The 13,713-nt window shown below is 72.2% G+C and carries 12 protein-coding genes and 1 pseudogene; 2 read left to right on the top strand and 11 right to left on the bottom strand.

Features of this window, described 5'->3' with window-relative positions; genetic code table 11:
* The 7 genes and pseudogenes from AC1DY2_RS06135 to AC1DY2_RS06165 all read right to left on the bottom strand — a co-directional run.
* Positions 1-218, bottom strand: a pseudogene (locus AC1DY2_RS06135) (hypothetical protein); the annotation flags it as partial.
* Between the two features lie 16 nt (positions 219-234).
* The gene (locus AC1DY2_RS06140) at positions 235-1,080 is read right to left on the bottom strand and encodes an FAD:protein FMN transferase (protein WP_476761611.1); all 846 of its coding nucleotides are present in this window, start codon (positions 1,078-1,080) and stop codon (positions 235-237) included.
* A 2-nt stretch (positions 1,081-1,082) separates the two neighbouring features.
* The gene (locus tag AC1DY2_RS06145) at positions 1,083-1,592 is read right to left on the bottom strand and encodes an FMN-binding protein (RefSeq protein ID WP_476761612.1); all 510 of its coding nucleotides are present in this window, start codon (positions 1,590-1,592) and stop codon (positions 1,083-1,085) included.
* Entirely contained in the window at positions 1,589-3,007 is a 1,419-nt protein-coding gene (locus AC1DY2_RS06150) for a ferredoxin reductase family protein (protein WP_476761613.1), read from the bottom strand. Before AC1DY2_RS06150 ends, AC1DY2_RS06145 begins: the two co-directional genes overlap by 4 nt.
* A 95-nt stretch (positions 3,008-3,102) precedes the next feature.
* Positions 3,103-4,167, bottom strand: coding sequence for an FUSC family protein (locus AC1DY2_RS06155; RefSeq protein ID WP_476761614.1), 1,065 nt, complete (start codon positions 4,165-4,167; stop codon positions 3,103-3,105).
* Entirely contained in the window at positions 4,164-6,632 is a 2,469-nt protein-coding gene (locus tag AC1DY2_RS06160; protein ID WP_476761615.1) for an ATP-dependent helicase, read from the bottom strand. Before AC1DY2_RS06160 ends, AC1DY2_RS06155 begins: the two co-directional genes overlap by 4 nt.
* A 105-nt stretch (positions 6,633-6,737) precedes the next feature.
* Positions 6,738-7,799, bottom strand: a complete 1,062-nt coding sequence (locus AC1DY2_RS06165; protein ID WP_476761616.1) for a glycerophosphodiester phosphodiesterase family protein — start codon at positions 7,797-7,799, stop codon at positions 6,738-6,740.
* A gap of 156 nt (positions 7,800-7,955) precedes the next feature.
* Here AC1DY2_RS06165 and AC1DY2_RS06170 point away from each other — a divergent pair, with 156 nt between their 5' ends.
* Positions 7,956-8,759, top strand: coding sequence for a Bax inhibitor-1/YccA family protein (locus AC1DY2_RS06170; RefSeq protein WP_476761617.1), 804 nt, complete (start codon positions 7,956-7,958; stop codon positions 8,757-8,759).
* 79 nt (positions 8,760-8,838) lie between these two features.
* Here AC1DY2_RS06170 and AC1DY2_RS06175 read toward each other — a convergent pair whose 3' ends face one another.
* Positions 8,839-9,915 (bottom strand): FAD-dependent oxidoreductase, encoded by a 1,077-nt coding sequence (locus AC1DY2_RS06175; RefSeq protein WP_476761618.1) that lies wholly within the window; start codon positions 9,913-9,915, stop codon positions 8,839-8,841.
* Positions 9,916-9,981: 66 nt separating this feature from the next.
* Between AC1DY2_RS06175 and AC1DY2_RS06180 the strand changes: the two genes are divergently transcribed.
* The gene (locus tag AC1DY2_RS06180) at positions 9,982-10,527 is read left to right on the top strand and encodes a TetR/AcrR family transcriptional regulator (RefSeq protein WP_476761619.1); all 546 of its coding nucleotides are present in this window, start codon (positions 9,982-9,984) and stop codon (positions 10,525-10,527) included.
* A 7-nt stretch (positions 10,528-10,534) separates the two neighbouring features.
* Here the strand turns inward: AC1DY2_RS06180 and guaA are convergent, their stop codons facing one another.
* The 3 genes from guaA to AC1DY2_RS06195 all read right to left on the bottom strand — a co-directional run bounded on the left by guaA (position 10,535) and on the right by AC1DY2_RS06195 (position 13,659).
* On the bottom strand, positions 10,535-12,142 hold the full coding sequence (gene guaA / locus AC1DY2_RS06185) for a glutamine-hydrolyzing GMP synthase (protein ID WP_476761622.1): 1,608 nt from the start codon (positions 12,140-12,142) through the stop codon (positions 10,535-10,537).
* 68 nt (positions 12,143-12,210) lie between these two features.
* Complete coding sequence (locus AC1DY2_RS06190; protein WP_476761620.1) at positions 12,211-12,720, bottom strand: DUF3817 domain-containing protein; 510 nt, start codon at positions 12,718-12,720, stop codon at positions 12,211-12,213.
* A gap of 9 nt (positions 12,721-12,729) precedes the next feature.
* Positions 12,730-13,659: a S1C family serine protease gene (locus AC1DY2_RS06195; protein ID WP_476761621.1), complete on the bottom strand. Its 930-nt coding sequence runs from the start codon at positions 13,657-13,659 to the stop codon at positions 12,730-12,732.
* Positions 13,660-13,713: the final 54 nt, after the last annotated feature.

Below are 13,713 nucleotides of genomic sequence, written 5' to 3' on the forward strand. Positions count from 1 at the left end.
CGGTACTGCGCCCCGGTGGTGATCACGACCGACCTGGCGTGCACGAGGCGGCCGTCGGCCAGCGTGAGCGTGAGTGGATCGCCCGAGTCCTGCAGGCCGGCGACCTCGCACGGGGCGAACACCCGCACGCCGAACTTGAACGCCTGCAGCGAGGCCTGCCCCGTGAGCGCGTCGCCGCCGCCGTGGGCGAGGGGTCGAGCGCCGTCGCCTCGGTGCACCGGGCGCTGGCCGACGTCACCTGAGCCGCTGAGGGCACACCTCAGGCGACCCGGGGTTCGTCGTGGCGCGCGGCCACCCCGGCGTCGCCAGCATCGTTCCATCGCGGCGCACGGCGAGCACGTCGATCTGCTCGCGGCCGGTCGCCTCGTCGAGGGCGGCCACGCCCCCGGCGACGATCGCGGTGGCCATGACGTCGGCGGTGACGATGTCCGCCGCGGCGACGCTGACCTGCACGAACGACGCGTCACTCACGTCGGTGGGCGACCAGATGTGGTCGCCGCGCTCGGCCGTGCCCGACGTCGCGACCGCGCGCCGAGCGCCATCGCCACCGCMATCGCCATCGCCATCGCCGCCGGCACCGCCTCCGAGTGCCATCGACGCCAGGAGCGTCCGGTGGTCCCGCGGGTCGACGATGCCGATGATCCACGCCGAGCCGACGGCGCGCGCACCGCTGACGAGCACGTCCCCACCGGCATCCACTCCCCACTCGTCGACCCCCGTCGCCGCGATCGCCTCCCCCGCCTCGGCGATGGCAAGGGCCTTCACGACACCGTTCAGGTCGATCACCCCGTCGGCCCGGTGCGGCGTGAACGCGCCACCCGTGCGCCCTCGCCATTCCACGGCGAGCGCGTAGGCGTCGCGGAGCTCCACGCTCGCGTCGACCAGGGCGAGCTCGCCCCTGGCGACCCTGCTCAGCTCGGAGTCGGGCCGATACAGGCTGCACCGGCGGTCCCACCGCTCGAAGACGGATGCCGCGACCGCCGTCGCGCGTGCCGCCACCACCTCGCCTCCGCCCGCGCGCACGCTCACGACCGTGCCCATCGCGGCGAACGCGTTCGGCGGAAGCGTTCGATCGGTCATCATCAGAACCCCGCGGCGTCGAGCGCGGCCTGGAGGGACTGCACGTAGGCGTCGCTCGTGTAGGTGGCGCCGCTGACGAAGGAGACCGACGCGGACTGCGACTGGAGCACCTCGTCCCGCAGGATCGGCGCGGCCCGGTTGCTGATCGACACCGAGCGTCCGTCGTGGTCGGTGAGCTGCAACGGCGTGACGTCGGTGATGGTGCCGCCCGAGATCGTGACCTGCACCTGCACGTCGCCGAACCGGGTGCCGACGGTCGCGCCCGCGTAGGTGCCGTCGGCGACACCGGATGCGGCCTGCTGGGTCGTCGAGCCGGTGGCGGCGGCATCCGTCGCGTCGGTCGCCCCGCTCGACGAACCCGACGAGGCATCCGTGCCGCCCGTCGTCGTCGAGGTCCCGCCGTTCGACGCGGCGGTCGGGGCGGGATCGGTGCCCGCCGTGCCGAGCTGCCAGCCCGTGAGGAGGACCGCGGCCGAGGCCGCGGACGCGATGACGAGTGCTCGTGCCCTCACCAGTCGAACCTCTCGTGGTGGATCTGCTCGGGACGCAGGCCCGCCGCCCGGGCCTCGGCCACGACCGCCTCGGACCAGCCCAGCGGACCGCACACGTAGACGTCGGAGTCGACGACGGCCGGCGCGAACTCGACGAGCGAGAGTCCCTGCCGTTCGGCGTCGGCGCTCAGCCATCCCGCACCGCGCGGACCCGGGATGGTGATGAGGGTGGCGCCCCGCGCCCGGCACAACTCGCCCATCTCCTGCAGCAGCCATCCCTCGTCGGCGCTCCTGGTGCGCAGGAGCACCGTCGCCTCCCCCGGCCGGAAGCGCGCCAACTCGAGCAGCGACCTGACCGGCGTGACGCCGATGCCCGCCGCCACGAGCACCAGGCGGCTCCGGCTGCGGGATGCCTCGCTGAAGATGCCATACGGCCCCTCGAGCGCGACGCGCGTCCCGGGCCGGATGCTCGCCAGCCCCGCCGAGCCATGACCGAGGGCGCGCACCGTGATCCGGAGCGCTCCGCCCCGCGGCGCCGCCGACAGCGAGTATGGGTGCGCCTGCCACCACTGCCCTCGGGTCAGGAACCGCCACACGAAGAACTGCCCGCCGGTGGCGCCGAGCCGCTCGAGGTCGTCGCCGCGCAGCTGGATCGAGACGACGCCGTCGCCGGCCGGCCCCACCGGCTCGACCGCCTCGACCACGAGCCGGTGTCGCAGGGTTCGGTACGCGGGCATGCCGAACCGGTACACGACGACGGCCGCGAACGCCGCGATCGTGAGCAGCAGCCAGTACCACCGCTGCCACGTCCCCTCGGCGAACAGCCCGCCGAGGCTGAACTGATGGGGCAGCGCGGCGAGCACCGCCCCGTAGACGAGCAGGTGGATGCCGTGCCACACCTCGTACCGGAACCGTCGGCGCACGGCGACCAGCGACGTGACGACGATCGCGACRAAGAGCCCGAGGCCCAGTACCGCGAGCGGGATGTCGGGCGTGTTCCACAGTGCGACGACCTCGCCGATGAGCCCGCTGCCGTCGGCCACCGCATACCCGGCCACGAGCAGCACCGTGTGCGCGAGCAGGAGGTACAGCACCGGCTTGCCGAGCTTGCGGTGCAGGCCCATCGCGGCATCCTGCCCGACGGCCCGCTCGATGAGCGGCACGCGGGCCGCGAGCACGAGCATGACGAGCACGAGGTCGGTCGCGACGAGCCCGGCCACGATCCCGAGCGCCGTCAGGGCGCCGCCGGGATCGCCGATCCCCATCGCCCCGCCGTCGGCGAGGAACAGCGCGACCGCCACGGCCACGGTGGCCACCGCGGCGGCCTGCAGCAGGTCGACCCGCCACAGGCGACGCGAGGCCCTGCGCCGCTCGGGCGCCGCGACGTCTCGCGATCCGCGCTCGAGGCCCCGTGCGTCGTGCAGGAGGAATGCCATGAGGACATGGTCGGCGCCGACGCTATCGACCCCCATTGGACCGCCCGGGCATTGGCTGGGAACGCGATCCTCCGCCGCCCAGGCCGGGCTCCACCTCAGCCCGCGACGCCGGCCCGCCCGCCGAACCGGCGCGCCACGGCGGACCCGGCCAGCACCACGGCGACGCCCACGGCGCACCCGATGACCGTCTCGATCACGCGATCGGCGACGAGGCCRCCGAGATCGACGGGAGCCGCGATCCACGCCACCACGAGCGCGAGCGGCGTGATGCAGAGCAGCGCGGCCCCGTAGTGCCGGCCCACGAGGATCTCGGCGCCGAACTGGGCGACGCCGACCACGAGCACGAGCAGCCACACCGGCGGGGCGGGCCAGAGCACCAGTGCCGCGACCACCACGCCGCCGACGGTGCCGAGCACGCGGTGCACCGCCCGAGACAGCGAGTGCGCCGCGCCGGCCGGCGGCACCACCGCGATGACGCTCACCACCGCCCAGTACGGATGCCCCGGTCCGAAGGCCAGCGCGAGCGCTCCGGCGACGAGCGCACCCGCACCGTTMTGCCCGACGCTCAGCCAGACGCGCGGATCGCGCACGGCACCCGGGCGGGGAACCGGCGCCCTCGGCAGGTCCTTCAGCACGGCGCGCGTCGCCTCACTCCCGAAGCGACGCAGGAGCCAGCCCGACAGGGTGAGGGCCACGGCGAAGGCGGCCGACACGACAGCGATGCCGATGCGGAGCACGACCTCGCCGGCGGGCGTCGGCACCTGCGCGCAGACGAGGAGCCCGAACACGAAGAACAGCGTGGTCGGCGGCGAGAGCGGGGCGGCGTTCACGACCACGACGCCCCCCGCGATCACGGCCACGAGCACGATCGCCTCGACCCACAGCGGGGCGGATGCCGCGGCCAGCGCCGTGCCCGCAGCGACGCTCACGACGAGGCCGGTCGCCGCCACGATCACGGTGCGTGCGCGCACCCGGTACCGCTCGCCACGACCGAAGATCGCGGCCATGCCGCCGAACGCCGCATACGGCGCCAGGTCGGGGCGCCCGGCGAGCACGAGGATCGCGAGCGGCACGACCGCCGCGACGGCCGCGCGGAACGCGACCTCGACCTCGAGGCCGCGCCACCCACGCGACCTCGCGGCGGACTCGCCCGCGGTCACAGCTTCTCGATCGGCGCGATCTTGATCAGGAGCTTCTTCTGGCCCGCCGTGTCGAAGGCCACGTGGGCGATGCGCTTGGTGCCCTCGCCCGTGACCTGGGTGACCTTGCCGTCGCCGAAGTCGACGTGCCGGATGCGGTCGCCGGCCGCGAGCGTGAGGTCGCCGTTGTCGCGCACCGTGCCCGTGACCCGGTTCGCCCACTCGGTCTTGGGGCCGGCACTCCTGGTGACGCTGAACCGCTCGAGGTCGCGGTCGCGGGTGCCCCACGCCCCGCCCTGCCCCGGACCGCGCCGGGCGTTGAGCGCCCGCGGCTGGGTGCCGCCGCGGGAGTTGGCCATGCCCGGCGACTGCTTCCAGTCGATGAGCCCCTCGGGGATCTCGCTGAGGTAGCGCGACGGCATCGCTACGGCCACCTCGCCGAACTGCGCTCGGCTCATCGCCAGTGAGAGGAAGAGGCGCTTGCGGGCGCGGGTGATGCCGACGTAGAACAGGCGCCGCTCCTCGGCAGGACCGCCAGGCTCGGACGCGGACATCTGGTGCGGCAGCAGGCCCTCCTCGAGCCCGGTGAGGAACACCGCGTGGTACTCGAGGCCCTTCGCCGTGTGCAGCGTCATGAGGGAGACCGTGCCCGATGCGTCGTCGAGCTCGTCGGCCGCGGCGACGAGCGACACCTGCGTGAGGAAGTCGACGAGCGTCGCGCCGGGGTTCTCGCGATCGAAGTCGCGGGTCTGGGCGACGAGCTCCTCGACGTTCTCGGCCCGCGTCTCGTCTTGTGGGTCGCGGCTGTTGCGCAGCGCGTCGATCAGGCCCGAGCTCTCGAGCAGGAACACGAGCACGTCAGAGACCTTCGAGGCGCCCTCGTTGGTGCCCGCCGCGACGCCTGCCGCCGACGGCACGAGCATGGCGGCCGCCTCGTCGAGCACGTTCGCGAGCCGAAGGATCGCGCCCGTGACCTTCGGGCCGAGCCCGAGCCCGTCGGCGGCGCGCATCGCCTGCCGGAACGTCAGCGCGTTCTGCTCGGCGAAGCTCGCGAGCGACGTCTCGGTCGCCGGGCCGATGCCGCGCTTGGGCGTGTTCAGGATGCGCCGCAGGGCGAGCTCGTCGAGCGGGTTCGCCACGGCGATGAGATACGCCATCGCGTCCTTGATCTCGGCGCGCTCGTAGAACTTCGTGCCGCCGACGACGCGGTAGGGCAGCGCCGAGCGCACGAAGATCTCTTCGAGCGCACGCGTCTGCGCGTTGGTGCGGTAGAACACGGCGATGTCGCGATAGGCCACGCCGGCGCGGTGCAGCACCTCGATCTCATCGGCGACGAACTGGGCCTCGTCGTGGGCCGTGTACCCGGTGTAGCCGGTGATCTGGTCGCCATCTCCGTCGGCCGTCCAGAGTTTCTTCTCCTTGCGGTCGAAGTTGTTCGAGATCACCGCGTTCGCCGCCGACAGGATGTTCTGCGTCGACCGGTAGTTCTGCTCCAGGAGCACGACCTTCGCACCGGGGAAGTCGCGCTCGAACTCGACGATGTTGCGGATGTCGGCACCGCGGAACGCGTAGATCGACTGGTCGGAGTCGCCGACGACGGTGAGGCTCGCGCCCGGGATGCCGCCCGAGGCATCCACCAGCGGAGCCACGTTGACGCCGTGCTGCTCCATCTCGACCACGCGGTCGGCCGGGACCGGCTGGGTGAGCTCCCGGATGAGCGAGTACTGCGCGTGGTTCGTATCCTGGTACTCGTCGACCAGGATGTGGCGGAACCGCCGCTGGTAGAGCGAGGCCACCTTGGGGAACGCGCGGAAGAGGTAGACCGTCTCGGCGATGAGGTCGTCGAAGTCGAGGGCGCTGGCGTCGCGGAGCCGCCGCGTGTACTGCCGGAAGATCTCGAGGAACATGACCTCTTGCGGGTCGCTCGTGTTCGCGTTGCGCGCGTACGTCTCGACGTCGGCCAGCTCGTTCTTCAGCTTCGAGATCTTCGCCTGGGCGCTCGCGGGCGTGAAGCCCATCGTGTCGGCGTCGAGCTCCTTGATGATGCGCTTGAGGATCGTGCGCTGGTCGGCGGAGTCGTAGATCGTGAACGTCGAGGAGAGCCCGATCGACTCGGCCTCGCGCCGGAGGATGCGCACGCACGCCGAGTGGAACGTCGAGATCCACATGCCGCTCGCGCTCTCGCCGAGCAGTGCCTGCACCCGCTCGCGCATCTCGGCGGCGGCCTTGTTCGTGAACGTGATCGCGAGGATCTGGCTCGGCCAGGCCTCGCGGCTCTCGATGAGGCTCGCGATGCGGTGCGTGAGCACCCTGGTCTTGCCGGATCCCGCGCCCGCGACGATGAGCAGGGCCTGGCCGCGGTACTCCACGGCCTCCCGCTGCTCGGGGTTCAGCCCGTCGGTGAGGCGCGAACCGGTCGTGGTGGAGGGTGCGGAGGGCGCCTCGCGCCAGCCGGCCGGGTCGTCGGGGTCGAGGATCAGCGTCATGTCCCTGCAATTCTAGGCGCGGCATCCGACACCCACGCCGGCCGATGCGCGGTCGATGACGGATGCCGCGTGCCGCCGCCGCGACGCCGCGTCCCGATGCCCCGCTCAGCCGGCCATCGCGCGCCGCGCCTCGACGCCGAGGTCGGGGTGGTCCACGAAGATCCCGTCGACCCCCGTCGCGATGACCTGCTCGAACTCGCCCATCCAGTCGCCGAACGCCGCCCGGGAGCCGCCGCGTCGATGCGACGCCGAGAGGAACCGGTTCTCGGGACGAAGCGTCCAGGTGAAGACCCGAAGGCCCGCGGAGTGCGCCGCGTCGACCAGGTCGGCGCCGACGAGGGTCGCCGTGCGCGACCGCGACCGTGGCGAGCCGTTCGAGCCGACACGGGGCGCCGCGAGCAGCCGGGCCTTCCCGACGCTCACCCCGTGCACGCGACCGGCGAGGCCGAGCAGCCCCRCCTCGGTCACGTACGCGTCGTACGCGGGGGCCGMCGGCCCGAGCGCCTGCACGACGTCGACCGGCGAGCCGGTCGCCTCCACGAGGAACACCCGCTCGCCCCTGATGCCCCGGGCGCCGAGCCGGTCGAGCACGTCGAGCTCGAACGACTCCATGACGAGGCGCTCGCCGCCCCGATCCCAGCCCGCGTCGTCGAGCTCGGCGGCGAAGAGCTCGTCGAGGGGCAGGCCGATCGCCGCGAAGTGGCTGGCGTGCTTGAACTCCGCGACCATGCGCACGAGCCGGCGCTGCTCGTCGGCGGCCGTGTCGATCAGCTCGAACAGGTCGCGCAGCCGCAGGATCGGATACCGGCCGTCGAAGCTGGCGCTCGACTGGCGGAGGCTCCCGAGCCGCTCCTTCGCCCGCAGGGTCGAGAGCTCCGCCCACGTGAAGTCCTCGGTGAACCATCCCGTGAGCACGGCGCCGTCGACCTCGCGCGAGGTGCGGCGGGACGCGAACTCGGGCCTCGTCGCGACATCCGTCGTGCCCGAGATCTCATTCTCGTGCCGCAGCACGAGCACGCCGTCCCGCGAGGCCACGATGTCGGGCTCCACCGCGTCGGCGCCGAGCGCGAACGCGAGCTCGTACGCCGACCGCGTGTGCTCGGGCCGGTACCCGGACGCACCCCGGTGCCCGATCACCATCGGGAACGCGCCGGAGTCGTGCAGCATGGGCCTCAGCGTAGCCACGCACCGTGCGCATCCGCGGGAATCCGCGCGGAACTCTGGGCGTTGTCCCTGCTACGACCGGTAGATTGGTGCGTGGCACGGATGCCGCATCCGGTCGCCTGTCCCCCGCACCGACGACAGCCGAAAGCAGAGGAACCCATGGCTCTCGACAATCCCGCGTTCTCGCGGAATTCCGCCTTCTCACAGCAGGGAGCCGTCGCGGCCACGCAGAACGTGTCCGCGCAGCAGCTCCAGGAGCTGTACGACAAGCCCGCGACGCTTCCCGACCGCGAGGTCATGACCSTCGAGAACACCATCGCGAAGACCGCCGCCGCGTTCGGCGTGCTCCTGGTGTTCGCAGCGGTGGGCTGGCTGCTCACGCCCTCGATGCCGTGGCTGTTCTGGGCGTTCTCGATCGTCGGCTTCGTGCTCGCGCTGGTGAACATCTTCAAGAAGGAGCCGTCGCCCGCCCTGATCCTCGCGTACTCGGCCGCCCAGGGCGTCTTCATCGGCGGCATCTCGGTGATCTACGAGTCGGCCTACTCGGGCATCATCGCCCAGGCCGTCATCGGCACGATCGCCGTCTTCGGCGTCACCCTCGCGCTGTTCGCGAGCGGCAAGGTGCGCGCGTCGAAGAAGGCCACCAAGGTCTTCCTGATCGCGATGGTCGGCTACCTCGTGTTCTCGCTCATCAACCTCGTCCTCATGTGGACCGGCGTGAACCAGGACCCGTGGGGCCTCTACGGCGCGGAGATCGCCGGCATCCCGCTCGGCCTCGTCATCGGCGTGCTGGTCATCATCATGGCGGCCTACTCCCTGGTGCTCGACTTCGACATGATCCAGCAGGGAGTGCGCAACCGCGCCCCCAAGAAGTACGGCTGGACCGGCGCCTTCGGCATCATGGTCACCGTCATCTGGCTCTACCTCGAGATCCTGCGGTTCCTCGCCATCGCGCGCAACTAGCCCTCGAGGCACTCACGTCGGAACGGCCGCCCTCGGGCGGCCGTTTCGCATTCCACCCAGCTCGATCGGCGGCCCAGTCTCATCGAGTGCGAACGGATGCCGCGGCCGGCTCGTCTCGGCGCCGAGCAMGCGAGCTGCGTCCAGCCAACGCGACCACGCGGTCGCGCACCGGCGCCAGGCGCTTGGCCAGGGCGACACGCATGAGGGCGGTGGATGCCACGCGCAGGCGCTGCGTGGGTCGCCGCCTGGCCCGGTCGTAGGCCGCCAGGGCGTCGGCCGGGGGCATCCGCTCGAGCAGGTCGCCGAGCGTGACCGCGTCGATGAGGGCCTCGCAGGCGCCTCGACCGAGGTTGGGGGTCATGGCGTGGGCGGCGTCGCCGACGAGCACGACGTTGCCGCGCTCGTAGGACGAGACGCGCGGCGTCGTCCAGATGCGCTGGGCGAGCGTCGTCTCGGGGGTCGCGGCCGCGAGCACGCGGCGGAGCGCCGGCGCGGCGTCCCGATGGCGGTGGCGGGCGAGTTCGATCGCCTCGCCCACGTCGACGTGCCGTGGCCCGAGGTCGGAGCGGAACGAGGTGTACCAGTTCGTGCCGTCCCGATGCGGGCCGAGTCCGAAGAGCTGCCCCCGCCCCCAGTACTCCCCGAGCTCAGCGGGCGACAGCACGTCGGGCACGACCCCCCGAACGGCCAAGGCGGGCGTCGATCGGGCATCGGCCCCCGTGCCCCAGTTGCGCCGGCGCACCGCGCTGTGCACGCCGTCGGCGCCGACGACCACGTYGGCCTCGATGCGGTCGGGCTCTTCGACTCGCTCCGTGACGCGGTTCACCGTATCGGGCACCGCCGCGTCGAGCGCCGCGAGGAGGTCGTGTCGACCGAGCAGCAGGCCGTCGGCGGGCAGGTTCGCCAAGGCCATGCCCGATTCGCTCCAGAGCGGGAAGCGGTCGAGCGCGATGCCGACCCCTCGGAGCCGGTCGAGCACGCCGATCCGCGCGAGTGCCTCCTTCGCCTCGGGCCACATCGCCAGGCTCGTGCCGGTGGTCGGCAGCTCCGCCCGCTGTTCGTGCAGGGTGACATCGAAGCGAGTCGGGTCGAGCACTGCGGCCAGCGCCGATCCGGCGATGCCGCCGCCGATGATGTCGACGGTGATCCGATCCATGCGTGCAGGCTACTACGTTTGTAGTGCCAATGCACTACTTCTGTAGTGATTGGCTACACTCTCGGCATGGACCGCCGCACGCTCGTCGCCGACGCAGCCCTCGGCATCGTCGCGGGGCAGGGCATGAAGGCCCTCACGCACCGCGCCGTCGATGTCGCATCGGGTTCCCCCGAAGGCACCACGTCGAACTACTTCCGCACCCGCGCCGCACTCGTGGCGGCAGCCGTCGACCGGCTCGAGGAGCGGGATCTGGCGCTGTGGTCGGTCGGCACAGACGAAACGACCGCACCCMCACTGCCTGACGGGCCGGAAGCCCTGGCGGAGTCGCTGGCGGCGTACGTGGCGATCCTCGCCGGGCCGCAGGCCGACCTCACCCGCGCCCGCCTCGTGCTCTCGCTGGCCGAGCCCGACGCGGTCGCCGCCGGGCACGCTCGCTTCATGAGGGTCGCGCGGGGCATGGTCGAGGCATCCGGCATCGACCGCGCCGATGAACGGGCGCGCTGGCTCGCCGACTACTGCGACGGGGTGCTGCTGCACCAGCTCACGGCGCGACGCGGGGAGCCGTTCGACCGCGCGGAGGCCGAGTCGGCCATCGGGCGCCTGCTCGCCTGAGCGGCGCTCACTCCCACTCGATGGTGCCCGGCGGYTTCGACGTGACGTCGAGCACCACCCGGTTCACCTCGGGAACCTCGTTGGTGATGCGGTTCGAGATCTTCGCGAGCACGTCGTACGGCAGGCGCGTCCAGTCGGCGGTCATCGCGTCCTCCGACGACACCGGGCGCAGCACGATGGGGTGCCCGTAGGTGCGGCCGTCGCCCTGTACGCCGACCGAGCGCACGTCGGCGAGGAGCACGACCGGGCACTGCCAGATCTCCTGGTCGAGGCCGGCCGCGGTGAGCTCCTGGCGCGCGATCGCGTCCGCCTCGCGGAGCAGGTCGAGCCGCTCGCGCGTGACCTCGCCGACGATGCGGATGCCGAGACCGGGCCCGGGGAACGGCTGGCGTCCCACGATGGCCTCCGGCAGCCCCAGCTCGCGCCCGATCTGRCGCACCTCGTCCTTGAAGAGCGTGCGCAGCGGTTCGACGAGCTCGAACTGGAGGTCGTCGGGGAGGCCGCCCACGTTGTGGTGGCTCTTGATGTTCGCGGTGCCCGTGCCGCCGCCCGACTCGACCACGTCGGGATACAGCGTGCCCTGGACGAGGAACCGGATCGGCTCACCGTCGGCCGCCGCCTCGGCGACGAGGTCGCGCTCGGCGCGCTCGAACGCGCGGATGAACTCGCGGCCGATGATCTTGCGCTTCTCCTCGGGATCGCTCACCCCGGCGAGCGAATCGAGGAACGTGTCGACGGCGTCGACAGTGACGAGGCGGATGCCGGTCGCCGCCACGTAGTCCTCCTCGACCTGCCGGCGCTCGTCCTTGCGGAGGAGGCCGTGGTCGACGAAGACGCACACGAGCTGGTCGCCGACGGCCTCGTGCACGATGGCGGCCGCGACGGCGGAGTCCACGCCGCCCGAGAGCCCGGCGATCACGCGGGCCGAGCCGACCTGCTCGCGGATGCGAGCGACCTGCTCGGCGATGACGTTGCCCGAGTTCCAGTCGGCGGGGATGCCGGCTGCGCGGTGCAGGAAGTTCTCGATGACCCGCTGGCCGAACTCGGAGTGCTTCACCTCGGGGTGCCACTGCACGCCGTAGAAGCCCTGCTCGTCGTTCGCGAACGCCGCGACGGGGGTCGTTGCCGTGGAGGCGAGCACCTCGAAGCCGTCGGGCGCACGAGACACCGAGTCGCCGTGGCTCATCCACACGGTCTGCGCCTCGGGCTGGCCCGAGAGCAGCGCGTTGTCGTCGTCGGTGCGCGCGGTCACGGCGGTGGACCCGTACTCGCGGTGGCCGGTGTGTGCGACCTCGCCGCCGAGCTGCTGCGCCATCACCTGGAAGCCGTAGCAGATGCCGAGCGTGGGCACGCCGAGCTGCAGGATGCCCTCGTCGAGTGCGGGCGCACCGGCCTCGTACACCGACGACGGCCCGCCCGAGAGCACGATGCCCACGGGGTTCTTCGCGCGCACCTCGTCGGCGGTGATCGTGTGCGGCACGATCTCGGAGTAGACGGATGCCTCGCGCACGCGCCGCGCGATCAGCTGCGCGTACTGGGCGCCGAAGTCCACCACGAGCACCGGGCGCTGGTCGGTCGGCTGCTCGGCGGCCGCCGCCGACGCGGTGGGCTGCAGGAGCGGCTCGGTCGTGCCGGCCGTGGCCGTCTCGTCGGTCGGCTCGGTCGTGCCGGTCGGCTGGTCGGTCACTGCTGGGCCTCCACGGTGTCGGTGGTGCTCGTCGCCGCATCCGGAGCACCGGAGGAGGCGTCGGACGCGGTCGACGAAGCCGTCGCGGCCGCGGCGTCGGCTTCGCGTCGGTCGAGGTACGTGCGCACCTCACGGCCGATGCGCGCCTCGAGGATGAACGAGAGGAACGGGATGATGCCGCCGAGCGCGATCAGGATGAACCGCGTGAACGGCCAGCGCATGAGGCTCCAGAGGCGGAAGTCGCTGAAGAGGTAGACCACGTAGAACCAGCCGTGCACCATGAGGATGCCGGTCGAGAGGTTCACGGCCGTCACGGTGTCGATCGGCACGAAGGCGAGGAAGCCCTGGGGACCGCCGAGCTCGAGCTCGAGGCCGAACCCGTACTTCAGGATCATCTCGGTGCAGAGCAGCAGCAGCAGCACACCGGTGATGACCGAGGCCACCTGGTAGAAGCGCAGCGCCCCGCGAATGCGCGGCAGATCGGCGAGTTTCGGCTCGAGGGGCATGCCTCCAGTCTACGGCGCGTCGACGAGCTCCCGGGGCACGACGAAGACGTCGACGAGCGCCCCGCCTCGCCACACCGTCATCTCGACCTGCCGGTCGATCGCATCCTCGACCATGAGCCGCTGGATCGTGGTGGCCGTGACGACGCCCTTGCCGTCGAGCGAGACGACGATGTCGCCGCGCAGGATGCCCGCGAGCTCGGCCGGGCTGCCGGGCGCGACGCCGGCGACCTGCAGTCCCGTCGGCGAGCCGATGCGCGCCGCCAGCTCGGGCGCGAGCTGCACTCGCGCGCCGGCGATGCCCAGCCACGCCCGCCGCACCCGACCGACGCGGGTCAGCGTGTCGATGATCTCGCGAGTCGCCCGGTTGATCGGCACGGCGAGTCCGAGGCCCACGCCGGCGACGGCGGTGTTGACCCCGACCATGCGACCCTGTCCGTCGGCCAGCACGCCGCCGGAGTTCCCGGGGTTGAGCGCGGCATCCGTCTGGATCACCTCGTCGATGACCCGCCCCGACGCCGTCGGCAGCGACCTGCCGAGGTTCGACACGATGCCCGCGGTGACGCTGCCGGACAGGCCCATCGGGTTGCCGAGCGCGACCACCAGCTGGCCCACCTGCAGCGTGGTGGCCTCGCCGAGCGGCACGGGCGGCGGCACGGGACCCCTGGCGCGGAGCACGGCCAGATCGGACAGCACATCGCGGCCGACGACGTCGACGGTCACGGAGGTGCCATCGCCGAAGGTCGCCTCGGCGGACACGGAGCCGACGACCACGTGCGCGCTCGTCAGCAGGACGCCGTCATCGGAGATCACGCTCGCACTGCCCGCACCCCCGCCGCGCGGCGAGCGAACGGCCAGGCTCGCGACGCTCGGCAGCACTTCGCGCGCGACGCGGGTGACGACGGCCGAGTAGGCGTCGAGGGGGTCCTCTTTGTGGTCCACACCGGAATCATCGCCCCGCGGCGGAGGCGCGGTTCCCGAGTTCGCCGCTGGCGG

The organism is Agromyces sp. P1_H4 (assembly GCF_056405255.1).